Here is a 26,137-nt window from a genome sequence, read left to right on the forward strand (position 1 = left end):
CCGCAGGCCGGGGGCAGCGCCCCCATCGGATTCCTCAGAAGAAATTCTGCGGGTCGATATCGACGGAGAGACGCAGATCCGCCTTGAGACGTATCGGACCAATCCAGCGGGCGATTGCATCCTGGAGCGGCGTCCCCTTGTCGGCCTTCACAAGCAGGCGCACCCGGTGGCGGCCACGGATCCGCGCTATGGGCGCCGGTGCCGGACCAAAAACCTGCGCACCGATTTGGCGCAGTGGCATGTCATTGCGCGCCAGTGTCAGGCCAAGATCCATCACCGCAGGCAGATCCGGCCCCGACAGGATGATGCCCGCCATCCGCCCATAAGGCGGTACGCCTGCGGCGTGACGTTCGGCGGCTTCGGCCTTCCAGAAGGCTTCCTCATCGCCGGAGAGGATCGCGCGGATGACCGGGTGTTCGGGCTGGAAGGTCTGCATCAGCGCCTCGCCCGGCCTGTCGGCGCGCCCGGCCCGCCCTGCGACCTGCCGCATCAGCTGGAACGTTCGCTCCGCCGCGCGCAGATCCGACCCTTGCAGGCCAAGATCCGCGTCAATCACGCCAACCAGTGTGAGCAGCGGGAAGTTATGCCCCTTGGCCACCAGTTGGGTGCCGAGGATGATATCGGCCTCACCTGCGGCGATCTTCTCGATCCGTTGCTTCAGGGCGCGGGCGGAGGCAAAGAGATCGGAGGACAGGACCGCGATCCGGGCCTCTGGGAACAGCGCGGCGGTTTCTTCGCCCAGCCGTTCGATACCGGGGCCGACGGGGGCCATCTTGCCCTCGACCTGGCAGGTCGGGCAGGCGTCCGGTACGGGTTTGGTCTCGCCGCATTGGTGGCACATCAGCCGCTTCATGAAACGGTGTTCAACCATGCGGGAATCGCAGTGGTCGCAGGTCACATGGCCGCCGCAGGCACGGCAGATGGTGACCGGCGCAAAGCCACGGCGGTTGAGGAACAGGAGCGATTGTTCGCCGCGTTCCATGCGGGCTGTCATTGCCTGTTTCAGTGTTGGTGAGATCCAGGTCGAGGCGGGCAGTTTTTCCGCCCTCATGTCGATCGCGCGCATCTCTGGCAGGACGGCTGACCCAAATCGTGCTGCGAGATCCAGACGGCTGTATTTGCCTGCCTCGGCATTGGCCCAGGTCTCCAGCGAGGGCGTGGCCGACGCGAGCACCACCTGCGCCGAACACATGGCCGCGCGCAGCACCGCCATGTCGCGGGCATTATAACAGACCCCTTCGTCCTGTTTGTAAGAGGTGTCATGTTCCTCATCCACAATGATGAGGCCGAGGTTCTGATAGGGCAGAAACAGCGCCGAGCGCGCGCCGATCACCAGCTGCGCCTTGCCCTGCCCGACCATGCGCCAGACCCGGCGACGTTCGGTCATCGTCGCGCCCGAGTGCCATTCGGCGGGCGTCGCACCAAAGCGCTGCTCGACCCGTTTCAGGAATTCTGCCGTCAGGGCGATTTCCGGCAAGAGCACCAGCGCCTGGCGCCCTGCGCGCAAGGTTGCGGCGACCGCCTCCAGATAGACCTCGGTCTTGCCGGAGCCGGTGACGCCCTTCAGCAGCGTGGTGCCGTAGCGGCCACTGGCGACCCCCTCGCCAAGTGTGGCGGCGGCGGCGGCCTGATCGTCGGTCAGGGTCTTGCCGGGCAGGTCCGGGTCGAGGCGCGGATAGGGCAGATCACGCGGCGCGTCCTCTTCGCGCAGGGCGCCCTGTTTCACCAGCCCCTTGACCACCGAGGTTGTGACCCCGGCAAGATCCGCGAGTTCCTTCGCCGTGAAGGCCAGGCCGCCGTATTCCGCCACCGCAGAGAGCACCCGTTCGCGGGCATCGGTCATGCGGTCGGGCATCTGGCCGGTGGGGCGCAGCACCTTGCGCATGGAAACGGGATCCGAGAGGCCCGGTGCGCGGGTCGCAAGCCGCAGCATCGCCGGCAGCGGCGTCAGCGTGTAATCGGCGGATTTGGCGAGGAACTGGCGCATTTCATCGCGCATCGGGGCCACATCCAGCACCCTGTTCACCGGGCGCAGCTTGGCCGAATCGAAATCGCCCGCCCCCGGCCCCCAGATCACCCCGAGCACACGGCGCGGGCCGAGCGGCACCTCGACATAGGCGCCGAGATGGCAGCCGCCCTCGGGCGCGCGATAGTCAAGGACGCGGTCCAGCGGCTGTGTCGTCAGGACGCCAACCCGGTCGCCTTGGTGAAAAAATGCCTGCTCCTGCACGCGTTTCTGCCTCTTCTGCCCATCCGCCGGGGCCGGGTGTTTCCCCGCCCTGCTGGTTCTGCCCCGGCCTTGGTGCCTGAGCCCGGGCCTGCTGCTCAGCTCGATCCGGGCGTTACGGGGGGTTTTTAAAGCCCGCCCCATCAGGTAAAGGCTAGCGCAATCAAGGCCAACCCATCCAGAGGACCCTAGCCGATGAAATTCTTCGTAGACACCGCTGAAATCGACGCCATTGCCGAGCTGAATGATCTCGGCATGGTGGATGGTGTGACCACCAACCCCTCGCTGATCAAGAAATCCGGTCGTGACATCATCGAAGTGACCAAGGAAATCTGTGATCTGGTCGATGGTCCGGTCTCTGCCGAGGTGACCGCAACAGATGCCGAGACCATGATCGCCGAAGGCCGCAAGCTGGTTGAGATCGCCGAAAACATCGCTGTGAAAGTGCCGCTGACCTGGGACGGTCTGAAGGCCTGCAAAACCCTGACCGACGATGGCCATATGGTGAATGTGACCCTGTGCTTCTCGGCCAATCAGGCGCTGCTGGCGGCCAAAGCTGGCGCGACCTTCATCTCGCCCTTCATCGGCCGTCTGGACGATATCAACCTCGATGGCATGGATCTGATCGCGGATATCCGCACCATCTATGACAACTACGGCTTTGAGACCGAGATCCTTGCGGCCTCCATCCGCAGCGCCAACCACGTGCTGGAAAGCGCGCGCATCGGCGCCGATGTGATCACCGCACCGCCCGCCGTGATCAAGGGCATGATCAACCATCCGCTGACCGACAAGGGTCTGGATGCCTTCCTCGCCGATATCAAGGCTGCGAACATCAAGATCCTGTAAGGCCGGGGACCGTCGATAGACGGCCACGACACGTTAGAGACAGCAAGGGGCGGCCTGACGGGCGGCCCCTTTTTCTTTGTGCCGCTGGCCTGTGCGGGCGATCGCAGGGCGTCCGGTATCTGAGGCGTTCCATCGGCAGGGTTTTGCAGAGGGTGTCCAAAATTTTGCCACCCCTGCGTGAAACCCGTGTTATAACACCGGCAAAACCCATCAGAGGTCAAAAAAGAGCAGATCATGAGCACGACGGCAGAACTGGAAGACACCCTGCGCCAGGCGATCCTGGCCAAACCCGACGCCCTGTTGGAGGACCAAAGCGTGATGAGCGCGCTGGTCAGCGCCAATGAGCGCGCGATGGGGTCCAATATCGTGGACCTGCGCGGCATTGCGATGGAGCGGATGGAGGCCCGGCTGGACCGGCTGGAGGACACCCATCGGTCGGTGATTGCGGCGGCTTATGAGAACCTTGCCGGGACCAATCAGATCCATCGTGCCGTCCTGCGCCTGCTGGATCCGACGGATTTTGAAAGCTACCTCGGCAATCTTGGCGGTGAGCTGGCGGAAATCCTGCGGGTGGCTTCGATCACCCTGGTGCTGGAATCGCCGCAGCCGGAACAGGATGCCGCCGTGCAGCGCATGGATCAGGTTCTGAAAGTGGTCGAGCCGGGGTTTGTCGAACAGTATATCAACCCGCAGCGGAGCGGGCCGGACCGTCAGGTCACGCTGCGCCAGATGCAATCCGGCAATCCCCGCACCCATGGGGCAAAGGCCGAGTTCATCCGCTCGGAGGCCTGTCTGAAACTGGAACTGGGCGCAGGCCGCCTGCCCGGCCTGCTGGTGCTGGGAGCCGAGGACCCGCATCAGTTCACCCCGCAGCATGGCACCGATCTGCTGGCATTTTTTGCCGGCGTCTTTGAACGGTCGATGCGCCACTGGTTGTCGTGACGACACCAGCCACAACGCTGATCTCCCCGGCCTGCCGCGATGCGCTGGAACACTGGCTGGCCGGTCTGGCGGCGCTACAGGGGGCGGCGGCGAATACCATCACCGCCTATCGCGGCGATGTGGTCGAATTCCTCGCCTTCATGACACAGCATTTTGGTGGCCCGCAGGGGCTGGGGGCGCTGGCGGAGATTTCCACCGGCGACATGCGCGCCTGGATGGCGGCCACCCGCGCCACCGGGACCGGGGCACGGTCACTGGCGCGCAAGCTCTCGGCGGTCAAGAGTTTCTACACCTGGCTGGCTGAACGGCAGGGGTTTGAACCGACCGCCGTGCTGTCCGCCCGCAGTCCGAAATTCCAGAAGAAACTGCCCCGCCCGCTGGCGCAGGAGGCCGCCCGCGCGGTGATCGAGACCGTGGAACATCAATCCACCACCGATTGGGTCGCCGCCCGCGATGTGGCGGTGGTGACGCTGCTTTATGGCTGCGGGCTGCGGATTTCGGAGGCGCTGGGTCTGACAGGTGCAGACGCGCCGCTGCCTGCGGTGCTGCGGATCACCGGCAAGGGCGGCAAGGAGCGGATCGTGCCGGTATTGCCCGTGGCGCGGGATGCGGTGGATCGCTATCTGCGACTTTGCCCGCATCCGCAGGAGCGCGCGGGACCGCTGTTTCGCGGGGTACGCGGCGGCGCGCTGAACGCACGTATCATCCGCAGCGCCATGGCAAAGGCCCGCGCGCAGCTGGGTCTGCCTGCCAGTGCCACGCCACATGCGCTGCGCCACAGCTTTGCCACCCATCTGCTGGAGGCCGGTGGCGATCTGCGTGCGATTCAGGAACTGCTGGGCCATGCCTCGCTGTCGACAACACAGGCCTATACGGCCGTAGATACGGCACATTTGATGGATGTCTACAACCGGGCCCACCCCAAAGCGTAAGACCTGCGCAAAAGGTGCATCTGCGTAAGCGGCCTTAACCCCGCGGTAACGGCCATGGGAGAAATTACTGGCGTCAAATCCAGAAGGATCCCCAGTGATGAGTATCGTATCCCAAAGCCATACCTCCGAAAGCGCACCGCTTGGCGCGCCGTATAATCCCGCAAACCGCAGTGCCGCCCATGCCACGACCTCCGATATCGGTGATGTGGATTTCAGCCAGTTCTATGAACAGCTGCTGGCGGATCTGGACAGCGATGGCGACCGCCAGATCTCCGATCAGGAATGGGCCGCCTACCGCGCCGGGAAAGCCGCCCGTGGCGAATATGTCGCCAGCCCCGGACCATCGGAGGCCAGTGCCTACCCGCAGCTGGTGGACAGCCGCAATCTGACCGAGACGCTGTTTCGCAAGGCACTGATGGAAAACCCGGACCACGAGTGACGCCAATTGCGGTGCCGCGACAGCAGGACGCCAGCCAGCGATGGACGCCGAACCGATCCGTGGCAGCAGGTGGCACCGAGGACACCAAAGGCCTGAATTTCCGCCTATGGATGCAGCGTTTTCCCATTGACCACTTGCGAGATAACGGGAAATTCGCCATCAGGGGCAGATGACACCTCAGTTTCGCGCCCTCTCCGTTCACCTGCTCACCGCCACCGGTGCGGTGTTTGCAATCCTCGCCATGCTGGCTGCGGCTGATGCCAAGTGGAGCCTGATGTTTGTCTGGCTCGTCGTGGCCTTTGCCGTGGATGGTATTGATGGGCCGCTGGCCCGCCACTATGAGGTGAAACGCTATGCGCCGGAGTTTGACGGCGTGCTGCTCGATCTGATCATCGACTATCTCACCTATGTGTTCATTCCGGCCTTTGCCCTGTTCAAATCCGGCCTGATGGCAGGCTGGACCGGCTGGATGGCGCTGATCGTGATCACCTTTGCCAGTGCCTTGTATTTTGCCGACACCCGGATGAAGACCAAGGACAACTCCTTTTCCGGTTTTCCGGGATGCTGGAACATGCTGGTGCTGGTCATCTTTGCGCTGGAGCCGAGCCATTGGACCAGCCTGGTTCTGGTCACCCTCCTGGCGATTGCCATGTTCCTGCCGCTGAAGTTCATTCACCCGGTCCGCACCGAACGCTGGCGCAAGGTGTCGCTGCCGGTGGCGCTGGCCTGGACCTTCTTTGCCGGCTGGGCCGCCTGGGTGGATTTCCACCCGCAGAGCTGGGCACATTGGGGGCTGGTGCTGACGTCGATCTATCTGATCTTTGTCGGTATCGCGCAGCAGATCGTGCCGGAGCGCGAGGCCTGAGCCTCAGCCGCTGACGGGGGCATGCCGCCCTGCGATGTTTGCAAAAAATGGCCGCGGTGGTCAGATCAGCAGGCCGGCCGCGCCTTCGTGGCGCAGCAGGGCCACCTTTGTTTCCACACCGCCTGCACCGGAGAACCCGCCCAGTCCGCCCGCGCCCAGAACCCGGTGGCAGGGGATGATCACCGGGATCGGATTGGCTCCGCAGGCATTGCCCACCGGCTGCGCGGCGGCGCCAAGCTCCCGCGCGATTTCACCATAGGTGCGGGTCCCTCCCAGAGGAATCGCCGACATGGCAGCACAGACCCGGCGCTGAAAATCGCTGCCCGCCACCGCCAGCGGCAGGTCGAATTCCGTCAGCTCATGGGCAAAATAAGCGCGCAGCTGGGCAAGCGCCCGCTCCGTCAGCGCCGAAGCCGACGCTCCGGCGGGCGCCGTTGACCAGTCCAGCCGGACAATGGCCCCGTCCCGCTCGGTCACACAAAGCCAGCCGACCGGCGTGTCGAGACCGGCCTGTGCGATATGCTGTGTCGCGGTTGCAGTGAGCTGCCCGGTCACGATGATCCCTTTTTGCTGCGGCGGCATGCCTCAACGGCGCTGGCCGCCCGGATCACAGCACCAGGGGCTGCTGATCCCATCCGCCGACTCTCTGCGCGATGGCCGCCGCCGTCAAGGCAATGCCCGATCCGGGGCCGTCAGGATCCTAACCTTTTGGATAGGAACCTATGCCTTCAGCGCTGTCGGCTACCCACAGGAGCGCATGCAATTTCGCCAAATTTTAGTAAAGATGGGTCTCAAGTTGTTAAGAAGGTCAGTCACCATGCAGATCACCGGTCAATCAAATGTCAGCGTGTACCGTATGCTGAGCGGACATATGAATGGGCAGCAGGCCGCGCAGGCGGGCCAGCCCGCTGAGCAGACCGGTGGCCTGGAAAGTGTCGCATCGGTCGCCAAGAAAGCGGCAGCCACATCGACACAGGCAGCGTTGACCGGACCGAGCGAAGGAGCAAGCATGATGGCAGGCACCCAGTATCTGCGTTCAGTGGTTCAACAGAAACTGCAGGATCTGCAGTCGGGCTACCACGCCGGGCCGCTTCCGGTCAGCGAGGTGATCGCCCAGAACCAGTATCGTGCCGCCCAGCGGGTGATCGGCTGAGGCATCCGGGAGGTTCACCCCGGCAGGCCACGCCCCGCCGCGCCGACTGCGGAACAGCAGCACAAAGAGATTTCATAGAAACCCCCGGCGTTTGTTGACAGGGGCCCCTGTCGAGGACGTCCAAAAGAAGCGCGCCGCCCGCTCCATCTAGGAGCGGGCGGCGCGCAGATCCCTGACGGGATCTGTGATCACCACAGGCGAGACGGGCGGACATCACCCCCCCGCGCCCAGTCTTAGCGCGGCTCAGCCAAGCGCCGCATCACAGCGGCCGCAGACTCCCGCATGGCTGTGGTTGCCCACATCCGGCAGGATTTTCCAGCAGCGCTGGCACTTATCACCATCGGCCTTCTCGAACACCACCGACACGCCGTCCACCTCGGGCATGCGGAAGGCTTCGGCCGGGGCCGGGTCACCGCTGAGCACGATATCAGAGGTGATGCAGACATCGGCGAAATTCACCGATTTCAGCGCCGCCAGAACCTCGGCGTCGCGCACATGCACCACCGGCGCGGCCTCCAGTGAGGCGCCGATCACCTTGTCGACGCGCTGCACCTCAAGAGCGGCGGTAACGACGCGGCGGGCCTGACGGACCTTGGCCCATTTCGCAGCCAGCGGCTCATTCAGCCAATCGGCCGGGGTCGTCGGGATATCCTGAAGATGCAGCGAGCTGTCATCGCCGGGGAACCGCTCCAGCCAGACCTCTTCCATGGTGAAGACCAGGATCGGGGCCAGCCATGTGGTCAGCCGGTGGAACAGGATATCCAGCACCGTGCGGGCCGCACGGGCGTTCAGCGTGTCGCCGTCGCAGTAGAGCGCGTCCTTGCGGATATCGAAATAGAAGGCCGACAGATCCACGGTGGCAAAGTTGAACACCGCCGAAAACACCCCCTGGAAATCAAAGGCCTGATAGCCGGTGCGGACCTTGTGATCCAGCTCCGCCAGACGGTGCAGAACCCATTGTTCCAGCTCGGGCATATCGGCCGGATCCACGCGCTGATCTTCGGAGAAATCCGCAAGGCTGCCGAGCATGTAGCGCATGGTATTGCGCAGGCGGCGATAGCTGTCGGCGACACCTTTGAGGATTTCCGCCCCGATCCGCTGGTCGGCGGTGTAGTCGGTCTGTGCCACCCAGAGACGCAGGATATCGGCGCCATACTGCTGGACGATCTTCTCGGGCACAATGGTGTTGCCGAGCGATTTGGACATCTTGTTGCCCTTCTCGTCCAGCGTGAATCCATGGGTGACCACGTTGCGATAGGGCGCGCGGCCCTTGGTGCCGCAGGCCTGCAAGAGGGAAGAGTGGAACCAGCCGCGATGCTGGTCGGTGCCTTCCATATAGACGTCGGCGATACCGTCCTCGGTGCCGTCCTCGCGGTCGCGCAGCACAAAGGCGTGGGTGGAGCCACTGTCGAACCAGACGTCGAGCACGTCAAAGACCTGATCGTAATCCTCAGGGTTCGCGATGCCGTCGAGCATCTTCTCCTTGAAGCCATCCGTGTACCAGATATCGGCGCCATGTTCCTCAAACGCGGCCACGATGCGCGTGTTCAGCTGTTCATTGCGCAGGAGGAAATCGGGATCGGTCGGCAGCACGTCCTTCTTCACGAAGCAGGTGAGCGGCACGCCCCAGGCGCGCTGGCGCGACAGCACCCAGTCCGGGCGGCTTTCGATCATCGAATAGAGGCGGTTCCGGCCGGTCTGCGGGGTCCAGTGCACCAGCTGGTCGATGGAATTCAGCGCGCGGGTGCGGATGGTATCGCCCATCTCGCCCATGCCGTCGTCCAGCTCGCGGTCCACGGAGGCAAACCACTGCGGGGTGTTGCGGAACACGATCGGTGCCTTGGAGCGCCAGGAATGCGGGTAGCTGTGGGTGATGCGGCCACGGGCGATGATGCCGCCGGCCTCGACCAGCTTGGCGATCACGGCGGTGTTGGCCTTGCCTTCCTTGCCCTTCTTGTCAAAGATCTGAAGCCCGGCAAAGAACGGCACATGCGACAGGAATTCGGATTCCTCGCCCACGTTGTGGGTCATCCGGTCGATCCAGTTGCGCGCCACGAAACACTCATAGTCATCCGCACCATGGCTGGGCGCGGTGTGGACAAAGCCGGTGCCTGCATCATCGGTGACATGGTCGCCGTCGATCATCGGCACGTCATAATCCCAGAAGCCATCTGCTCCGTCGATGCCATTGAAGGGGTGTTTACAGATCAGCCCTGCAAATTCGGAGGCCTCAACATCGCGGACCTTGGTGAATTCGGTGACGCGGGATTTGCCAAGCGCATCCTCGGCCAGCGCGTTTGCAAAGAGATAGAGATCACCGGGGTTGGTCCAGCTTTCCTCTTCGGTGGCGTCCACACGATAGAGGCCGTAAGCGACCTTCGGATTGAAGGCGACGGCCTTGTTCGACGGGATCGTCCAGGGGGTGGTGGTCCAGATCACCACGCGGGCATCGGCCAGATCGCCGGTCGCATTGGCAAAGCCGAAGGGCACCCAGATGGTGTGCGATTTATGGTCGTGATACTCGATCTCGGCCTCAGCCAGCGCGGTTTTCTCAACCGGCGACCACATCACGGGTTTGGAGCCCTGATAGAGCGTGCCGTTCATCAGGAACTTCATGAATTCATCCGCGATCACCGCTTCGGCGTGGAAATCCATGGTGATATAGGGATCAGCCCAGTTGCCGGTGATGCCAAGGCGTTTGAATTCCTCGCGCTGGATATCAATCCAGCCTTCGGCGAACTTGCGGCATTCCTGACGGAAATCGACGATGTTCACCTCGTCCTTGTTCTTGCCCTTCTTGCGGTACTGCTCTTCAATCTTCCATTCGATCGGCAGGCCGTGGCAATCCCAGCCCGGCACATAACGCGCGTCAAAGCCCATCATCTGGTGCGAGCGGACGATCATGTCCTTGATCGTCTTGTTCAGCGCGTGGCCGATATGCAGGTGACCGTTGGCGTAAGGGGGGCCGTCATGCAGGGTGAAGGGCTTGCGCTCGGCATCGGTGCCCTTGGCGGCGGCGGCCTTTTCGCGAAGTTTGTCATAGACGCCAATCTGCGCCCAACGCTCCAGCCAGCCCGGCTCACGCTTGGGCAGGCCCGCGCGCATCGGGAAATCGGTTTTGGGCAGATTGAGGGTGTCTTTGTACTCAGGCGTCTGAGGCGTGTCGGCACACATGTGCAGCGTCCTTTGGATGATCTGGTCGTATTTTGGAATATTCGGTTCGGTGCGATGGCTCAAGCACCTTTGCCCGGCGGCTCACGTGGTCAGAGCGCCGGGGATATAATTCGAATAATGATGGCCGCAACATGGGACATGAGGGCCTTATAGGCAGGAGCGGCAGGCGGGTAAAGCGGCAGATAGCGGTGGCACGCGGATAACCGTGCGCGATGGTAGCGGCATCTACAAAATATCATTGAACAGTGAACAGATGTCAGCAACTGGTCCCATCACGGTTTCGCTTCTCTTCGCGCAGTATCAGTGTCTGCATTTCTCGCTGTTGCGGGGTTTACCGCGCTTGTTTTGCTGGCATGGCTTGCCATCCCTGTGCAGGGCAATCGCTCACGACATCGCCCGTGGACGAACCGCACCCCTCTTGTGGGCTATGCTTTCGCCCTATCGCCCGTCTGGGCATTGCTTCTCCTAGAAACTCTGGTCGCGCTTTTGCAGCTGTCGGGCAGATTTGACCCGACTATGAACGGTGCAGAGATGCGGTGGCATGTCCTCCTCGTCTGCGGCGTTACATTTTTTCGATCCGTATCGCACCTTCGGGAATGGCTCTGTGACGCTCACCGATGGAGAACGTCCCTGCCATTGGGTCGATGAGGTTCTGGATGATCACGCCGTCGAGAACGCGGTGGAGGCATGGGGCGAAACCTACGACGACGTGCCCGACGGCTCTTAACCGAGATACGCCACACCGACTCGCCGCACAATTGGTCGCAGCCTGTGTCCGGGCGGCTGTACCGGCGGCGTGCTCTGGTGTAGCGACGGGATGGAAAGGTGGCTTTTGACATGACCCAGACCGCGCTTGCACGTTTTGACATCACCGCAGAGCAGATCGCTCATGTGGTGGATGTGTTTTATTCCCGCGTGCGGACCCATGCGGTGCTCGGCCCGGTGTTTGCCGCCCATGTCGAGGATTGGCCCGAGCATGAGGAGAAGATCAGCCGGTTCTGGCGCAATGCGATCCTGCGGGAGAAATGCTATAGCGGCAATCCGATGCGGGTGCATGTCAGCAGGCCGGATGTGAAGGCGGAGCATTTCCCGCTCTGGCTGGGGCTGTTTCACGAGGTGTTGCAGGCGGAGCTGCCGGAACGGACGGCGCTGCAATGGGGCGCGCTGGCGGATCGGATTGGCGAGGGGTTTCGCACCGGGATCGTCGCCATGCGCCAGCCCAAGGATGCGCCACCGAAGCTGTTCTGATCCCGGAGGACGGCGGCTCTCCCGCCTCTGCGGCGGCGCTCCGGCGGAGCCAGAGCCACCTGGCAGCCTTGGGCGTGGCTCATGCTGCGCATGAGCCTCAGGCCTGCCTATTGATCCTTGGAGAACAGGCCGGTCAGGGCGCGCTGGATGACCTTGCGGGTGCTTGGCTTCTGCGCCTTTGAGAAGGCCATCGGGCGGCAGACCTCCATCGCGGCGATGCCGACGCGGGCGGAGAGCGCGCCGTTCACCAGCCCTTCGCCAAAGCGGCGCGAGAGTTTCGACAACAACGATCCGCCCAGCACCGGCTCCAGCAGGTCATCGCCAACGGCGACGGCGCCGGTGGCGACCAGATGGGACAGCACGGCGCGGGTGAGCCGCCAGGAGCCGAGAAAACCGGACCGCCCGCCGTAGATATCGGCAATGCGGCGGATCATCCGCAATGAGGTCACAAGCGCGGTCACCACATCGGCCAGCGCCAGCGGCACCAGTGCGGTGACCGTGGCGACCTGACGTGCGCCACCTTCGACTACGCGCAGGGCGCGGGCATCCAGCGGCGCCAGCAGCTCCGCCTCGGCCAGTTGCAGCAGCGCGTCGGCATCCATGATATCGGCCTTGCGCTCGCTAAGCCGGGCCAGCCCCCAGGCGAGATCCTTGCGGCCGCGATAGAACCGTTCCAGCCCGGAGACATAGCTGCGCGCAGCCTTGAGATCGGCGGTGGCATCAGCGGTCCGGGCATCCGCCGCCAGCAGGGGCTGCGCAGCGCGCAGGCTTTCGACCCGGCGCAGGCGCGACAGCGCGGCCAGTTCGCGCAGACCCATCAGTAGCGCCAGCAGCAGGGCGATAGCAAAGCCTGCGCTGATGGCCCATCCCAGAAGCGGCAGGCGCTCAATCAGCCCGGTGGTGAAATCCCAGGCCGCGACCGAGATGACGGCACCTATGAGGGCCGTCAGACAGGCCCAGAACCAGCGCGCCAGCCGGGAGGGGCGACGGCTGGCCAGCTCCGCCGCCTGTGCCAGCGCGGGCTGTGGCAGGTTGCTGCTGGCGCCATCCAGATCGGGCACCGGTGGTGCGGCGGCCACATCCGGTGCGGCATCTGCCGTGGCGCTGTCGGAGAGATCAAAAAGAACGGCGTCCTTGCGGGTCATGCTCTGTCCTTTGATGTGGCGGACGGCCGGGCCTGCGCTGCCGGTCGGGGACCAGCGGCGGGCTGCGGCGTCGGCCAGAGATACTGGATATCCGGCAGGCGCTCATCATTGGTGGCCCCATCGCTGCGCGACTGCTCCCCGAAGCCTTCGCGCCGGTAGAACCGCTGCGCCCCCTCATTGGCCTGATGGGTCCAGAGCTGAAGCGGCGACTGCACCGATTTGGCATAGTCCAGCAGCAGGCGTCCCAGCCCCTGCCCGCGTGCACGCTGCCGGATGTAGAGCGCACAGATCGTGGCGCCGTCCCGCGCCAGAAAGCCTTCGATCCGGCCGCCGATCTGCACCACGGTGACCCAGCCGCGATCAATCATGATCCCGCAGAAGCCAATCGCCTCGGCACCGGTATGGCGTTTGGGCATCCATGGCGTGTCGACTTCGAACCCGTGCAGGATTTCGGCAATCTTGCCTGCGTCGGTGCTGCGGGCCGGGCGCAGCGCGGGCGGTGGATCAGACTGTGCGACACAGGTCAAAGGCGGTCTCCGATCAGGAATTCTGCCGCCCGGTCGAGGCGGATGTGAGGTGGGCCGTCGCCCGGACGCAGGGTGAGCGGAGCCGGGGCGAAGGCCATGGCCTGATAATCGCCGTCGAGCCAGGTCTCGGCGCCCTGCCGGGCCGGGGTCAGCAGATGCGAGGGATCCTGCGGCAATGCGCCGGGATAAAAGGCCGCAGGCTTGCCGCTGTCCAGAAGCGTGCCACGCACGCAGGGCAGCTCGATCCCGTTGTGATGGCGCAGCTCCTCCGTCGTGGCGCGCAGGGCGGCAAGCGACAGCGCCGCCGTCTCGGCCCCGGCGAAGCGGGCCCGGTCGCGGGCATCGCGGGTCAGCGCCTCGATGATGGCGGTCAGCTGCGGGTGCTGCTGGTGATGCAGGTGATCGGCCTTGGTCGCCGCGAACAGGATCTTTTCCACCCGCTTGCCGCGCAGGATCTGGCGCAGAAACCCGTTGCGACCGGGACGGAAGGCGGCAAGGATATCAGTCATCGCGTGGCGCAGATCCTCCACCGCGCGGGGGCCGGAATGGATGGCGCTGAGGGCATCGACCAGCACCACCTGCCGGTCGATGCGGGCGAAATGATCGCGGAAGAAGGGTTTCACGACCTTTGACTTATAGGCCTCAAACCGGCGTTCCATCTCGCGGTGAAGCGACCGGCGCGGGGCGCTATCGCAAAGCGGGACCGGCGCGAAGGTCAGCACCGGCGACCCGGCCAGATCCCCCGGCAACAGGAAGCGCCCCGGTGTGCAGTCATAGTAGCCGGCGGCACGGGCCGCCTGCAGATAGGCGGCAAAGGCCGCGGCCAGATCCTGCGCCAGCGGTTCGTCATGGGGGGCTGTGGCGTCAACCTTCTGCGCCAGATCCAGAAACGCCGCCGCCTGCGACCGACTGCGGATGCGGGTCAGCACCTCATCGCACCACTGGGCGTATGTCTTGTCCAGCAGCGCCAGATCCAGGAGCCATTCACCGGGATAATCGACGATGTCCAGATGCAGGGTGCGTGGTCCCTGAAAGCCCGACAGCAGACCGTTTGGCTGCACCTTCAGACTGAGGCGCAGTTCAGAGACGGCCCGCGTGCTGTCGGGCCAGAAGGGGCGCGGCCCGGTCAGGGCGCCAAGATGGTTTTCGTAGTCAAATCGGGGCACGGTGTCATCGGGCTGGGGTTGCAGAAACGCCGTCTCGACCCGCCCTTCGCGCACCGCCGAGAGCTGCACCATCCGCCCCCGGTTCATCAGGTTGGCCACCAGTGAGGTGATGAACACGGTCTTGCCGGCGCGGGCAAGACCCGTGACGCCAAGGCGGATCGACGGTTCAAACAGGCTCTCCGAAAGGGCGGCGCCCGCCCCTTCGACGCTGCGCAAGACCCCGTCTGCCAGTGATGATAATCCCAAAGGTTTGCCCCGTCTTGCCGACCCTTTGCGGGGTCGGATCCTTGTTCGATTTGATCAAGATAAGGGCTGACCGGGTATGATACCACCCCGGCAGGCCGCCATCCGGGACTTGTGCCGCCGCGATTGCCGCGTTACTTGCCCGCTCATGCCGCGTTTTGCTTTGAAAGTCGAATATCACGGCGCACCCTTTGCCGGGTGGCAGCGCCAGAAGGATCAGCCCTCGGTTCAGGGGGCGATCGAGGATGCGCTTGCGCGGCTCGAACCCGGCCCCCATACCATTGCCGCAGCAGGCCGCACCGATACCGGGGTGCATGGTCTGGGTCAGGTGGCCCATTGCGACATGGAAAAGGACTGGGATCCCTTCCGCCTGTCCGAGGCGCTGAATTACCATCTGAAGCCTGCGCCAGTGGCGATTGTGGATTGCGCCCGTGTGGACGATGATTGGCACGCGCGGTTCTCGGCCATTGAGCGGCAGTATCTGTTCCGCATCCTGATCCGCCGCGCGCCTGCCACCCATGACGCCGGACAGGTCTGGCAGCTGAGCCATGATCTGGATGCAGACGCCATGCAGGAGGCCGCGCACCATCTGATCGGCCAGCATGATTTCACCACGTTTCGCTCCTCGATCTGCCAGGCGGCCAGCCCGCTCAAGACGCTGGACGAGCTGCGCGTCGAGCGGGTTCAGGGCTTTTCGGGGCCGGAGATCCATTTCCATGTGCGGGCGCGGTCGTTCCTGCACAATCAGGTGCGCAGTTTTGTCGGCACGCTGGAGCGGGTCGGCGCCGGAGCCTGGTCGCCTGAGGATGTGAAATCTGCGCTTGAGGCGACGGACAGGGCCGCCTGTGGACCGGTCTGCCCGGGGCATGGGCTCTATCTTGCGCGGGTCGGATATCCTGACGACCCCTTCTCCGCAACCTGACAAACTGCTGTAATAGTTTCAGAAATCACCTTTCACGGCAGCGGCAATCCGCTGTTGCGGAGGGCGGCGTATTTTTTTCAGTTTTTTTTGGCGCCCTACGGGAACCAACCGTTCGGTTACGCGTTTCGTCACAGATCATATGCTTAATCGGTGGGTGATGACGTGGAAAAAGAGATGGAACTTCTTGGTACTTTGCTGCGGCATTCCACGTTGCCGCTGTCGCTGATCGATCCCGAAGCCGAGGAGCTGGAGCTGGTTTTCGTCAACCGGGCCTTTGAACAGGCAACGGGTTACCGGGCGCAGGATGTGATCGACCGGCCGTGTCCGCTGTTCCAGGGCCCTGCGGTTCAGGAACGTTCGGTGAGCCAGCTGAAACACGCCCGCGATATGTGCAGACGCGGGTCGCAAACGCTGTGGAATTACAATGCCGAGGGCGAGCCCTTTGAGTGTCTGACCTATATCGACCCGATCACCGTTTCACCGGGCAATGTGGTCCTGCTGGGCTGTCACTTTCCGCTGTCGCCGCAGCTGTCATCATCACCGCCGCCGACGGCCAACCGCGAGGATGCTGGCGCGCCGCAAGCTGAGGCAGAGAGAGCCGCTGATCGCGGATCGAACCGGGCCGAGGAAGTGATTGGCCTTCAGGATCAGAAAGATGAGCTGCTGGACTATGCCCGCAAGGCGCTGATGCGCTGTCTGGAGATGCGCCGCAACACGCTCTACAGCCGGATTGATCTCTACTTCAATCGCCGTCGCGGCAATCTTCTGGGAGCGGAACCGCAGGATGTCGATGCCGCCGCCATGGCCCGCGATCCGTTGCTGGGACCACGGGCGAGCCAGGCCTGACGACCCGGCCCGCATTCAGTGATCAGGCCGTCGGCTGACGGCCAGAGCGACGTTTTCAGCCGCGACCGCGATAGGGCGGCACGCCCTGATCCGGGATCCAGACTCCCTCCGGCAGCGGTCCGGTCTGCCAGAAGACATCAATCGGAATGCCGCCACGCGGGTACCAATAGCCGCCGATCCGCAGCCACTGCGGCTCAAGGTAATCGGCCAGCCGACGCGCAATGGACACGGTGCAATCTTCGTGGAAGGCGCCGTGGTTGCGGAAGGACCCCAGAAACAGCTTGAGCGATTTGCTCTCGACCAGCCATTTGCCCGGCACGTAGTCGATGACCAGATGGGCAAAATCGGGCTGGCCGGTCATCGGGCAGAGTGATGTGAACTCCGGCGCGGTGAAGCGCACGTTGTAGGCGACGTCGGCCTGCGGGTTCTGCACCCGCTCCAGCTCTGCTTCATCGGGGTTGCTGGGCATTACGGTCGCGCCGCCCAGCTGTTTCAGATCCTTGTAGATATCGTCACTCATCTTCTTTTCTCCTCAGGTCTCTCGGCCTAGACACCGCGTTTGTTGCCCCAGACCAGCACATGAAGCTGTGGCAGCACACGGGGGGTAAACCAGCGGTCTCCGGTTACCTTTTCAATCAGCCATTGCAGACGTTCTGTGGCGGCGGTCAGGTCCACCGGTTTATCCGGGTCCACCTCCGGGTTGCCGGGTTGCAGGTAGAGCGGCAGGTCCGGCAGGCGTTTTGCAACGGCCCGCGCCCAGTCATAATCCCGGTCGTCGAAGATCACGATCTTCACCACGGTTTGCCCGCACCCCTTTGCAGCCTGAAGGCAGTGGTCAAATTTCTGCCAATCCACCTTATGGCCGCTGGAGGGTGGTTTCGGGCTGAGCACCAGCGTGTCAAGCTGGGCAAACCAGGGCTGGTTGATCGAGCCCTGCGTCTCGCAGGCAAAGCGATAGCCCTCGGCCTTTCCCCGTGCGATCAGCTCGGCAAAGTCCTGAATGGCCGGGTTGCCACCCGAGAGCGAGACGGTCAGCGGCTGGCCGCCGCTGAGCTGCCTGACCTCTGCCCAGACATCGCTGGTGGTCATCGGGATCCAGGTCTCGCGGAATTTGCTGTCAACCGCGTGAAGGCTGTCGCACCAGCTGCATCGGTAATCGCAGCCGCCAGTGCGGACAAAGACGGTTGGCTCCCCGATCAGGGCGCCTTCTCCCTGGATCGTGGGTCCGAAGATTTCGGCAATGCGCAGGCTCATGGTCGGTACTCGGCCCATGTTTTCGGCGTCTCCGATACCCGCACCGCAGCGGTTTCGGGCCAGCGCGCGACACACCATTCGTAGAAATGACGGGCCATGTTCTCGGCGGTCGAGGGGCCGTCCATCACATCGTTCAGATGGCGATGATCAAAGCTGCCGTCGATGTAATTCTTCAGCGGTGCCAGCTCGTGATAATCGCGGACAAAACCGTCGCTGTTCAGCTTGGCGCCGACCAGTTCGACCACGACGATGTAATTATGCCCATGCAGCCGCGCGCATTGGTGATCGGCTGGCAGATGGGTCAGCTGATGTGAAGCGGAGAAGTGGAACTCCTTGGTAATGCGGAACATCAGGCGGCCCCTTCCTTGATGGCTGTGCGCCAGAAATCGGGGTCCGCGTAGACTGTCGGATCCTCAACGCCTGCCAGATCGAAGGCCTCACGGCGTTCAACGCAGGTGCCGCAGCGCCCGCAATGATGTTCGCCACCCTTGTAGCAGGACCAGGTCTCGGCAAAGGGCGTGTTCACCGCCGCACCTGCGGTGACGATGTCGCCTTTGGAGCGATGCACGAACGGTGTCACCAGCGCCACATCTGCATAGCCGTCCAGCGCCATGCGCTGCATCGCGTCAAAAGCCTCGGTGAAGGCCGGGCGGCAGTCCGGGTAAATGAAGTGATCGCCGCCATGCACCGCCGTTGCCACAGCCGTGTCGCCCTTGGCGGCGGCAATCCCGTAGGCAATGGTTAGCATGATGGCATTGCGGTTGGGCACCACCGTAACCTTCATGGTCTCTTCGGCGTAGTGTCCGTCCGGCACATCAATATCGTCCGTCAGGGCAGAGCCGCTGAGTGCCGCGCCGATGGAACGCATATCAATGATCTCGTGGGGAACCCCGAGCCGCTCTGCGCAGGCGGCAGCATAGTCGAGTTCCTTGCGGTGGCGCTGTCCGTAGTCGAACGAGACAAGGCGCGACAGCTGCCCTTTGGCAGCGAGTACATGGGCGAGGGATACCGAATCCAATCCGCCCGAGCAGATGACAAGTGTTTTCAAGTTTTCAGTCCTTGTTTTGATATCCGGGTAGGCTGCGACCGGAAAGGCGTGCGTATAGCGACTGCCGTTAACTACGGCAAGATATCCACAGTATTTTTCCGCTACGTCAGATCAGCCGATGATCTGACCGGTTCACGCGGTGAAATCTCATTCTTTCAACGCATTGGGCTTAACATGAGAAAGGCGCCCTCCACCGGGAGCGCGCCTGACTATTTCTGGAGGCCTATTTTTTTCGGTCGGAGCCTCGCCGCTCAGCCCGGATTGGGGGGCAAGCGTTAACCCAGATTCTCCTGACTGTAGGCTTTCAGCTCGGCGCGGGCGACCTGCCTGCGGTGCACCGCATCCGGCCCATCGGCGAGGCGCAGGGTGCGCACATGGGTCCAGGCCTGCGCCAGCGGCGTGTCCTGGCTGATGCCCTGCCCTCCGTGCATCTGCACCGCCTCGTCGATCACCTTCAACGCGACACGGGGGGCAACCACCTTGATCTGGCTGATCCAGGGTGCTGCGGCGCGTGCATCGCCCTGATCCATGTACCATGCCGCCTTGAGACAGAGGAGCCGGGCCATTTCGATCTCCATCCGGCATTCGGCGATGATATCGTAGTTGGCGCCAAGCTGGGCCAGCGGCTTGCCAAAGGCCTCGCGGCGCAGCGAGCGGCGGCAGAGCTGTTCCAGCGCGCTTTCGGCCTGGCCGATGGCGCGCATACAATGGTGAATGCGCCCCGGCCCAAGACGGCCCTGCGCGATTTCAAATCCGCGCCCCTCGCCCAGCAGCATGTTTTCAGCAGGCACACGCACGTCTGAGAAGCGGATATGCATATGGCCGTGGGGGGCGTCATCGTGACCGTAGACCTCCATCGGGCGCAGCACCTCGATCCCCGGTGCATCCGCAGGCACCACGATCATCGACTGGCGCTTGTGTTTGGGCAGCTCGTCGCCGCCGGTGCGCACCATGACGATATAGACCTTGCAGCGCGGATCCCCTGCCCCTGAGGCCCACCATTTTTCGCCGTTCAGCACATAGTCATCGCCGTCGCGCAGGCAGGACATGGCAATATTGGTGGCGTCCGAGCTGGCGACATCCGGCTCTGTCATCAGATAGGCCGAGCGGATCTCGCCCTGAAGGAGCGGCGCCAGCCATTGCTGTTTCATCGCCTCGGTGCCGTAGCGCTCAAACACTTCCATATTGCCGGTGTCGGGCGCGGAGCAGTTGAACACCTCTGCCCCCAGCGGGGTTTTTCCCATTTCCTCAGCAAAGTAAGCATATTCGACGGTCGAGAGGCCAAAGCCCTTGTCACTGTCGGTGAGCCAGAAATTCCACAGGCCGTCGGCCTTGGCCTTGGCTTTCAGGCCTTCGAGGATTTCGGCCTGCCGATCGGTGTATTGCCAGCGATCCCCCTTGCCGATCTCGGCATGATACTCGGCCTCCATCGGCATGATCTCGTCGCGGATCATCGCCGCCACCCGATCCAGAAGCGCGCGGTTTTCGCTGCGCATACCCAAGTTCATGTCCATCCCGGCGCCTCTTTGTGTTGTTTCCCTTGGCGGCAGCATGGCGCGGGGGTTGTGCCGCTGTCCAGCCGCGTGACGGGACGTCACAGATGGATAGGCATCGCAGGACAGAAAAACGGGCCCCGAAGGGCCCGTTTCGCAAGTGGTTACTCTGCCGCCTCGGCGTAGTCTTCCATCGGTGGGCAGGTGCAGACCAGATGGCGGTCACCGTAAGCATTGTCGACGCGGTTGACCGGCGGCCAGTATTTGTCGACCCGGAACGCGCCCGGAGGGAAGCAGCCCTGTTCGCGGGAATAGGGGCGATCCCAGTCCTTAACGAGATCTTCCATCGTGTGAGGCGCGTTTTTCAATGCGTTATTCTCCGCATCCATTTCGCCTGCCTCAATCGCGCGGATTTCCTCGCGGATCGACAGCATGGCCTCGCAGAAGCGGTCCAGCTCGGCCTTGGTCTCGGATTCTGTCGGCTCCACCATCAGGGTGCCCGCGACGGGCCAGGACATTGTTGGTGCGTGGAAACCGCTGTCGATCAGTCGCTTGGCCACATCGTCCACGGTCACGTTCGCGCTGGCCTCAAACGGGCGGGTGTCCAGAATACACTCATGCGCAACGCGGCCTGTCGGCCCCTTGTAGAGTACGTCATAGGCGCCTTCGAGACGTTTGGCGATGTAGTTGGCGTTGAGGATCGCCACCTTTGTCGCCTGCGTCAGGCCCGCACCACCCATCATCAGGCAATAGGCCCAGCTGATGGTCAGGATAGAGGCCGACCCGAAAGGCGCAGCCGAGACCGGCCCTTCCTGACCGCCGGTTTCCGGGTGGCCGGGCAGATGCGGTTGCAGATGCGCCTTCACGCCAATCGGTCCCATGCCGGGGCCACCACCACCGTGGGGAATGGCAAAGGTCTTGTGCAGGTTCAGGTGGCTCACATCGCCGCCCAGATCGCCGGGACGGGACAGGCCCACCATGGCGTTCATATTGGCACCGTCGATATAGACCTGACCGCCGTGATCATGGGTAATTTTGCAGACCTCATGCACGGTTTCCTCGAACACGCCGTGGGTCGAGGGGTAGGTGATCATGCAGCCTGCAAGGTTTTCGGCGTGTTTCTCCGCCTTTTCGCGGAAATCCTCGAGGTCGATATCGCCGTTTTCTGCGGATTTCACCACGACAACCTTCCACCCCACCATCTGGGCCGAGGCCGGGTTGGTGCCATGGGCCGACATCGGGATCAGACAGATGTTGCGGTGGCCCTGACCGTTGGCACGGTGATAGGCCGCAATGGACAGAAGGCCCGCGTATTCCCCCTGCGCGCCAGAGTTAGGCTGCATGGAGATCGCATCATAGCCGGTGATCTGGCACAGTTTCTCGGACAGATCGCTGACCATCTCTGCATAGCCCTGCATCTGATCGGCAGGGGCAAAGGGGTGGATATTGGCGAACTCCGGCCAGCTGAGCGGCATCATCTCGGCGGCGGCATTGAGCTTCATCGTGCAGGAGCCAAGCGGGATCATCGCCCGGTCCAGCGCCAGATCACGATCCGCGAGGCGGCGCATGTAGCGCATCATCTCGGTTTCGGCCCGGTTCATGTGGAAGATCGGATGCGTCAGATAGTCAGACGTGCGGTGCATGTTTTCCGGCACGCGGTATTCATGGGTGAAGTCTTCGTCCTTGCGGCGAATGCCAAAGGCGCGCCAGACCGCTTCGATGGTCTCAGAACGGGTGACCTCATCCAATGTGATACCAACGCGGGTTTCGCCAACGCGGCGCAGGTTCAGCCCCTCGTCCACCGCCGATTTCAGCACCGCCGATTGCAGCGGCCCCACATCAACGGTGATCGTGTCGAAGAAGGATCGGGGATCAACGCTGAACCCTGCCCCTTCCAGCCCACGGGCCAGACGCACGGTCTTACGATGGATGCGCTGCGCGATGGCTTTCAGCCCCTTGGGGCCGTGGAAGACCGCGTACATCGACGCCATCACCGCCAGCAGAGCCTGTGCAGTACAGACGTTGGAGGTCGCCTTTTCGCGGCGGATGTGCTGTTCACGGGTCTGTAGCGACAGGCGATAGGCGCGGTTGCCATGCGCATCGACCGAGACGCCGACAATCCGGCCGGGGATCGAGCGTTTGTAAGCATCCTTGGTCGCCATATAGGCCGCATGCGGACCGCCTGCGCCCACCGGCACGCCAAAGCGCTGGGTCGAGCCGACAGCGATATCGGCACCCATGGCGCCCGGCTCTTTCAGCAGGGTCAGCGACAGCGGGTCGGCTGCAACGATGCCGATGGCCTTATGCGCGTGCAGCTGCGCGATGTGGTCGGTGAAATCGCGCACATGACCGTAGGTGCCGGGGTATTGGAACAGCGCGCCAAAGACCTTATCCGCCTCCAGCTTGTCGGGGTTGCCGACGATGACCTCGATCCCCAGCGGCTCGGCGCGGGTCTGGATCACGGCAATGTTCTGCGGGTGACAATCGCGGTCGACAAAAAACGCCTTGGCCTTCGATTTGGCGACCCGCTGCGCGACGGTCATTGCCTCAGCGCAGGCTGTGGCCTCGTCCAGAAGCGAGGCATTGGCGATTTCCAGACCGGTCAGATCCGAGATCATGGTCTGGAAGTTCAACAGCGCCTCAAGACGGCCCTGCGAGATTTCGGGCTGATAGGGCGTGTAGGCGGTGTACCAGGCCGGGTTTTCCAGAATATTGCGCTGAATGGCGGGTGGGGTCACGGTGCCGTGGTAGCCCTGCCCGATCAGCGAGGTTTTCAGAACGTTCTTGCCTGCGACCTCACGCATGTGATGCAGCAGCTCGCGTTCCGACAGAGGACGGCCAAACTCCAGCGCGGCGGCCTGACGGATGGTGGCAGGCACCGTTTCGTCAATCAGCGCATCCAGGCTCTCGGCGCCAACCACGGCAAGCATGTCGTCCATCTCTTCGGGAGACGGGCCGATATGGCGGCGGTTGGCAAAGTCATACGGCAGATAGTCCGTGGGTTCAAAAGACATGTGTCGCCCTCTTCAGCAACAGGAGGTTAAGGCAGCGGAATGCTGCGGGCTGGCCCGGTGGTGCGGATTGGCACCGCGATAGGTGCGGGAACAGCGATCAAAAAACCCCGCCGCGCGGAAGGGCGCAGGCGGGGTGAAAGGATCAGCCGATGAAGTCCTTGTAGCCGGCTTCATCCATGTAATCGTCCATCGGGGACAGATCGGACGGCTTGATCTTGAAGAACCAGGCGTCGCCCTGAGGATCTTCGTTGATCTTGCCGGGGTTGTCGATCAGGGCGTCGTTCACCTCGACGATCTCGCCGTCCAGCGGCGCCAGGATATCGGAGGCTGCCTTTACGGATTCGATGACCACGATTTCATCATCCTTGGAGACTTCGGTGCCGACCTCGGGCAGTTCCACAAAGACCACATCGCCCAGCTGCTCTGCCGCGTGGGTTGTGATGCCCACCGTGATCAGATCATCGCTCTCAGCCAGCAGCCATTCGTGTTCTTCGGTGTATTTCATCAGTCTCTTCCTTTGGAGATCGCGCCGATCTCAGCGCTTATGGCAGCGCGCCCTGGTGGACGGCTGCGGTTTGGGTGTCAAAATCTGCGGCATCACGGGCATGGCACGAGCCGCCGGAGCCAAGCACCGCCCGCAGGGAACTGCCCCGGCCAGCCCGACTGGCGCCGGTATCGTTCCTATTTGCCTGGTCTCAGCAGTCATGCCGATCCATCCCATGAGTTCAGGGCCGGTCCGATCAGGAATGATGGCATGGTCCCGGCATCCAATCGTCACGCAGGCAGAACCTGCGCAATGTGATGCCCCCTCTGTCCCTTTGCCTGAGATCGTTATCCCTTCGGCGCCCTGGTGTGGTCAGGGTCTCTCCAGAGTACGTCACGTTTACGGTCCCTTTGGCCTGAGAGTTTCCGGGGCGGTTGCTCCTTCGGCACCAGTGTCGGCAGGAAATTCCTGCTGCAATGGTTCTCCCGCATACGCCTGTATACGGTACCAATAACGGATGTCTCGTTCAAGCTGCAATCGCGGTCTCGAACGCATTTGAACCGCCGCAATCAGGCACCGCCGGCCGACCGCGCAACGGCCCTGCCGGAACCGGTCAAACATCAGTAAAGGTTAAAGTATTCAGCCTGCTCCCATTCGCTGACCGTATCGAGGTAGCGGGACCACTCGACCTCTTTCAGATGGGCGAGATAGTCGACCACATCGCCCCCCAGAGCGACGCGAAACAGGTCGGATCCGCTGAAGGCCTGCAACGCCTGTCCAAGCGAGCGCGGCAGCTTTTGCGCGTCGTCGGAATAGGGCGATGCCGTGGGCGGCGGCGCGCGTCGCCCGGAGGCCAGCCCCTCGCTGCCCGCGATGATCTGCGCGGCCAGCGCGAAATAAGGATTGGCACTGCTGTCGGGCGCGCGATTCTCGATCCGGCTGGAGAGATCGCCGGGGCGCATCAGGCCGCGCAGCATGGCGCCGCGATTGTCCTCTCCCCATTGTATCCGGTTGGGCGCCAGCTGGTATGGCAGATACCTTTTGTAGCTATTGACCGTAGGGGCAACCAGCAGCGAGGCCGCCTCGGCATGGGCGAGCAGCCCGGCGATCCAGCCACTGGCCTCTTCCGTCAGCTCGCCCTCAACCTCGGGCATGAACAGATTGCGCCCGGTGCTGGGATCTATCAGCGACTGATGGATGTGCCAGCCATTGGCCATCGCGTGATCCTGCCGCGGCTTGGCCATGAAACTGGCGTGTAATCCCTGAGCGGCACAGACTTCCTTGACCATGGTGCGGAACATCACCATCGCATCCGCCTGCGTCATCGGATCGGCCGGATCGAAGGTGAACTCGAACTGGCTCGGACCCATCTCGATCTCGACAGTGCGCACCGGCAGGCCAAGCGCCTGCGCATTGCGTCGCAACCTGTCCAGAATCGCCTCGGCCTCGCCGTAGCGGGTTTCGGTGAGATACTGGTAGCCCTGAATGAGGTTCCGGGTTTCGATCGGAGCCCCGGGCATCCCCTGCTGCGCATGGCCCAGCGCCGGGTCCACACGTTCGAAGATCTGGAATTCGACCTCCAGCCCGACCACGGTCTTCAGACCCTGTTCTGCCAATGTCTCCACCGCCCGTTCCAGCACATAGGCCGATCCGAAGGGGACGACGTCGCCATCGTGGAACGCGACATGACAGAAGATCCAGGCCGAATGTGGGGACCATGGCAGCACGCGAAAGGTCTCCGGGCGCGGCACCAGCAGCACATCGCTGGCGCCCTGCATCGGCGTCACAACCTCCTCGGGGTTTTCGCTCCACACCGGGAAGGCGGTGCGATGGGCGGTATCCTTCAGCAACAGTGTCGACGGCACCGCGATTCCCTGCTCAAACAGCGACCTCAGACCGGCGGCGACCAGCGTCTTACCCCGCAGAATGCCGTGTTGATCGGCAAAGAGGACGCGCACGGTTTCCACGCGAGCGGCTTCGCATTGCGCCAGCACCGCCTCGCCCGCGTGACAGGCCTGCTCTGTCAGCAACCCCTTGCGCGCAAGCGCCCCCTTGATGAGTGACGTCGTCATCTTGTGATCTGACCTTCTTCTGTCCACGCCTTCGATATGTGCCCCGCCGCTCATGACGTTGCGTCGGTCTTCCCCATATCACACCCTTTGCAAT

General features: G+C 63.1%; 24 protein-coding genes and 1 riboswitch. Of the genes, 10 read left to right on the plus strand and 14 right to left on the minus strand.

Annotated elements, in window-relative coordinates; genetic code table 11:
• Positions 1-34: 34 nt before the first annotated feature.
• Positions 35-2,230 carry a primosomal protein N' gene (locus tag VWY60_RS12395; RefSeq protein WP_416540608.1) on the minus strand — a complete coding sequence of 732 codons (2,196 nt, stop codon included), beginning with the start codon at positions 2,228-2,230 and terminating at the stop codon, positions 35-37.
• A gap of 192 nt (positions 2,231-2,422) precedes the next feature.
• Here VWY60_RS12395 and fsa point away from each other — a divergent pair, with 192 nt between their 5' ends.
• The 5 genes from fsa to VWY60_RS12420 all read left to right on the plus strand — a co-directional run bounded on the left by fsa (position 2,423) and on the right by VWY60_RS12420 (position 6,254).
• Positions 2,423-3,076, plus strand: a complete 654-nt coding sequence (gene fsa, locus VWY60_RS12400; RefSeq protein ID WP_072505527.1) for a fructose-6-phosphate aldolase — start codon at positions 2,423-2,425, stop codon at positions 3,074-3,076.
• 234 nt (positions 3,077-3,310) lie between these two features.
• Positions 3,311-4,018, plus strand: a complete 708-nt coding sequence (locus tag VWY60_RS12405; protein WP_416540609.1) for a DUF484 family protein — start codon at positions 3,311-3,313, stop codon at positions 4,016-4,018.
• A complete protein-coding gene (locus tag VWY60_RS12410) occupies positions 4,015-4,950 on the plus strand; it encodes a tyrosine recombinase XerC (protein ID WP_416540610.1) in 936 nt (311 codons plus the stop codon). The genes VWY60_RS12405 and VWY60_RS12410 overlap by 4 nt, the downstream gene beginning before the upstream one ends.
• Before the next feature lie 97 nt (positions 4,951-5,047).
• A complete protein-coding gene (locus VWY60_RS12415; RefSeq protein WP_416540611.1) occupies positions 5,048-5,389 on the plus strand; it encodes a hypothetical protein in 342 nt (113 codons plus the stop codon).
• A 169-nt stretch (positions 5,390-5,558) separates the two neighbouring features.
• The gene (locus VWY60_RS12420) at positions 5,559-6,254 is read left to right on the plus strand and encodes a CDP-alcohol phosphatidyltransferase family protein (protein ID WP_340544582.1); all 696 of its coding nucleotides are present in this window, start codon (positions 5,559-5,561) and stop codon (positions 6,252-6,254) included.
• 60 nt (positions 6,255-6,314) lie between these two features.
• Here the strand turns inward: VWY60_RS12420 and VWY60_RS12425 are convergent, their stop codons facing one another.
• Positions 6,315-6,809, minus strand: coding sequence for a methylated-DNA--[protein]-cysteine S-methyltransferase (locus VWY60_RS12425; protein WP_416540612.1), 495 nt, complete (start codon positions 6,807-6,809; stop codon positions 6,315-6,317).
• 262 nt (positions 6,810-7,071) lie between these two features.
• Between VWY60_RS12425 and VWY60_RS12430 the strand changes: the two genes are divergently transcribed.
• Positions 7,072-7,407: a hypothetical protein gene (locus VWY60_RS12430; protein ID WP_416540613.1), complete on the plus strand. Its 336-nt coding sequence runs from the start codon at positions 7,072-7,074 to the stop codon at positions 7,405-7,407.
• 243 nt (positions 7,408-7,650) lie between these two features.
• Here VWY60_RS12430 and ileS read toward each other — a convergent pair whose 3' ends face one another.
• A complete protein-coding gene (ileS, locus tag VWY60_RS12435) occupies positions 7,651-10,581 on the minus strand; it encodes an isoleucine--tRNA ligase (protein WP_416540803.1) in 2,931 nt (976 codons plus the stop codon).
• 604 nt (positions 10,582-11,185) lie between these two features.
• On the opposite strand from ileS, the gene VWY60_RS12440 reads away from it, so the two are divergent.
• Together VWY60_RS12440 and VWY60_RS12445 are read left to right on the plus strand one after the other, a co-directional pair.
• Entirely contained in the window at positions 11,186-11,308 is a 123-nt protein-coding gene (locus VWY60_RS12440; RefSeq protein WP_416540614.1) for a hypothetical protein, read from the plus strand.
• Positions 11,309-11,418: 110 nt separating this feature from the next.
• Positions 11,419-11,829, plus strand: coding sequence for a group III truncated hemoglobin (locus tag VWY60_RS12445; protein ID WP_340544577.1), 411 nt, complete (start codon positions 11,419-11,421; stop codon positions 11,827-11,829).
• A 107-nt stretch (positions 11,830-11,936) separates the two neighbouring features.
• Here the strand turns inward: VWY60_RS12445 and VWY60_RS12450 are convergent, their stop codons facing one another.
• From VWY60_RS12450 to VWY60_RS12460, 3 genes are read right to left on the minus strand one after another with little or no spacing between them, the layout of a single operon-like run.
• A complete protein-coding gene (locus VWY60_RS12450) occupies positions 11,937-12,974 on the minus strand; it encodes a YcjF family protein (RefSeq protein ID WP_416540615.1) in 1,038 nt (345 codons plus the stop codon).
• A complete protein-coding gene (locus VWY60_RS12455) occupies positions 12,971-13,501 on the minus strand; it encodes a GNAT family N-acetyltransferase (protein WP_416540616.1) in 531 nt (176 codons plus the stop codon). Before VWY60_RS12455 ends, VWY60_RS12450 begins: the two co-directional genes overlap by 4 nt.
• Positions 13,498-14,913 carry a YcjX family protein gene (locus VWY60_RS12460; protein ID WP_340544573.1) on the minus strand — a complete coding sequence of 472 codons (1,416 nt, stop codon included), beginning with the start codon at positions 14,911-14,913 and terminating at the stop codon, positions 13,498-13,500. Before VWY60_RS12460 ends, VWY60_RS12455 begins: the two co-directional genes overlap by 4 nt.
• A gap of 145 nt (positions 14,914-15,058) precedes the next feature.
• Between VWY60_RS12460 and truA the strand changes: the two genes are divergently transcribed.
• A complete protein-coding gene (truA, locus tag VWY60_RS12465) occupies positions 15,059-15,832 on the plus strand; it encodes a tRNA pseudouridine(38-40) synthase TruA (RefSeq protein ID WP_416536332.1) in 774 nt (257 codons plus the stop codon).
• A 174-nt stretch (positions 15,833-16,006) separates the two neighbouring features.
• Entirely contained in the window at positions 16,007-16,678 is a 672-nt protein-coding gene (locus VWY60_RS12470) for a PAS domain-containing protein (protein ID WP_416540618.1), read from the plus strand.
• A 55-nt stretch (positions 16,679-16,733) separates the two neighbouring features.
• Here VWY60_RS12470 and queF read toward each other — a convergent pair whose 3' ends face one another.
• From queF to VWY60_RS12510, 8 genes are all read right to left on the minus strand, one after another.
• The gene (gene queF / locus VWY60_RS12475; protein ID WP_340544567.1) at positions 16,734-17,198 is read right to left on the minus strand and encodes a preQ(1) synthase; all 465 of its coding nucleotides are present in this window, start codon (positions 17,196-17,198) and stop codon (positions 16,734-16,736) included.
• A gap of 26 nt (positions 17,199-17,224) precedes the next feature.
• Positions 17,225-17,932, minus strand: a complete 708-nt coding sequence (gene queE, locus VWY60_RS12480; protein WP_416540804.1) for a 7-carboxy-7-deazaguanine synthase QueE — start codon at positions 17,930-17,932, stop codon at positions 17,225-17,227.
• A complete protein-coding gene (gene queD / locus VWY60_RS12485; RefSeq protein ID WP_416540619.1) occupies positions 17,929-18,282 on the minus strand; it encodes a 6-carboxytetrahydropterin synthase QueD in 354 nt (117 codons plus the stop codon). The genes queE and queD overlap by 4 nt, the downstream gene beginning before the upstream one ends.
• On the minus strand, positions 18,282-18,980 hold the full coding sequence (queC, locus tag VWY60_RS12490) for a 7-cyano-7-deazaguanine synthase QueC (protein ID WP_416540620.1): 699 nt from the start codon (positions 18,978-18,980) through the stop codon (positions 18,282-18,284). Before queC ends, queD begins: the two co-directional genes overlap by 1 nt.
• 275 nt (positions 18,981-19,255) lie before the next feature.
• Positions 19,256-20,494, minus strand: a complete 1,239-nt coding sequence (locus VWY60_RS12495; protein WP_340544563.1) for an acyl-CoA dehydrogenase family protein — start codon at positions 20,492-20,494, stop codon at positions 19,256-19,258.
• Between the two features lie 143 nt (positions 20,495-20,637).
• Positions 20,638-23,487: an aminomethyl-transferring glycine dehydrogenase gene (gcvP, locus tag VWY60_RS12500; protein WP_416540621.1), complete on the minus strand. Its 2,850-nt coding sequence runs from the start codon at positions 23,485-23,487 to the stop codon at positions 20,638-20,640.
• A 142-nt stretch (positions 23,488-23,629) separates the two neighbouring features.
• Positions 23,630-23,992, minus strand: a complete 363-nt coding sequence (gcvH, locus tag VWY60_RS12505) for a glycine cleavage system protein GcvH (RefSeq protein WP_340544561.1) — start codon at positions 23,990-23,992, stop codon at positions 23,630-23,632.
• Between the two features lie 295 nt (positions 23,993-24,287).
• Positions 24,288-24,368: riboswitch (glycine riboswitch) on the minus strand.
• A 223-nt stretch (positions 24,369-24,591) separates the two neighbouring features.
• Entirely contained in the window at positions 24,592-26,043 is a 1,452-nt protein-coding gene (locus VWY60_RS12510; RefSeq protein ID WP_416540622.1) for a glutamine synthetase family protein, read from the minus strand.
• Between the last annotated feature and the right edge of the window lie 94 nt (positions 26,044-26,137).

Source organism: Phaeobacter sp. JH20_26 (genome assembly GCF_048056275.1).
Lineage (GTDB): Bacteria > Pseudomonadota > Alphaproteobacteria > Rhodobacterales > Rhodobacteraceae > Phaeobacter > Phaeobacter bryozoorum.

What these genes read in the sequence shown, in the direction of transcription:
- VWY60_RS12430 (WP_416540613.1), top strand. Translation starts at nt 7,072, where the DNA reads ATGCAGATCACCGGTCAATCAAATGTCAGCGTGTACCGTATGCTGAGC.
- truA (WP_416536332.1), top strand. Translation starts at nt 15,059, where the DNA reads ATGCCGCGTTTTGCTTTGAAAGTCGAATATCACGGCGCACCCTTTGCC.
- queE (WP_416540804.1), bottom strand. Translation starts at nt 17,932, where the DNA reads ATGAGCCTGCGCATTGCCGAAATCTTCGGACCCACGATCCAGGGAGAA.
- VWY60_RS12495 (WP_340544563.1), bottom strand. Translation starts at nt 20,494, where the DNA reads ATGGACATGAACTTGGGTATGCGCAGCGAAAACCGCGCGCTTCTGGAT.
- VWY60_RS12405 (WP_416540609.1), top strand. Translation starts at nt 3,311, where the DNA reads ATGAGCACGACGGCAGAACTGGAAGACACCCTGCGCCAGGCGATCCTG.
- VWY60_RS12445 (WP_340544577.1), top strand. Translation starts at nt 11,419, where the DNA reads ATGACCCAGACCGCGCTTGCACGTTTTGACATCACCGCAGAGCAGATC.
- VWY60_RS12450 (WP_416540615.1), bottom strand. Translation starts at nt 12,974, where the DNA reads ATGACCCGCAAGGACGCCGTTCTTTTTGATCTCTCCGACAGCGCCACG.
- queD (WP_416540619.1), bottom strand. Translation starts at nt 18,282, where the DNA reads ATGTTCCGCATTACCAAGGAGTTCCACTTCTCCGCTTCACATCAGCTG.
- ileS (WP_416540803.1), bottom strand. Translation starts at nt 10,581, where the DNA reads ATGTGTGCCGACACGCCTCAGACGCCTGAGTACAAAGACACCCTCAAT.
- queF (WP_340544567.1), bottom strand. Translation starts at nt 17,198, where the DNA reads ATGAGTGACGATATCTACAAGGATCTGAAACAGCTGGGCGGCGCGACC.
- VWY60_RS12415 (WP_416540611.1), top strand. Translation starts at nt 5,048, where the DNA reads ATGAGTATCGTATCCCAAAGCCATACCTCCGAAAGCGCACCGCTTGGC.
- VWY60_RS12420 (WP_340544582.1), top strand. Translation starts at nt 5,559, where the DNA reads ATGACACCTCAGTTTCGCGCCCTCTCCGTTCACCTGCTCACCGCCACC.
- gcvH (WP_340544561.1), bottom strand. Translation starts at nt 23,992, where the DNA reads ATGAAATACACCGAAGAACACGAATGGCTGCTGGCTGAGAGCGATGAT.
- VWY60_RS12470 (WP_416540618.1), top strand. Translation starts at nt 16,007, where the DNA reads ATGGAACTTCTTGGTACTTTGCTGCGGCATTCCACGTTGCCGCTGTCG.
- gcvP (WP_416540621.1), bottom strand. Translation starts at nt 23,487, where the DNA reads ATGTCTTTTGAACCCACGGACTATCTGCCGTATGACTTTGCCAACCGC.
- VWY60_RS12510 (WP_416540622.1), bottom strand. Translation starts at nt 26,043, where the DNA reads ATGACGACGTCACTCATCAAGGGGGCGCTTGCGCGCAAGGGGTTGCTG.
- fsa (WP_072505527.1), top strand. Translation starts at nt 2,423, where the DNA reads ATGAAATTCTTCGTAGACACCGCTGAAATCGACGCCATTGCCGAGCTG.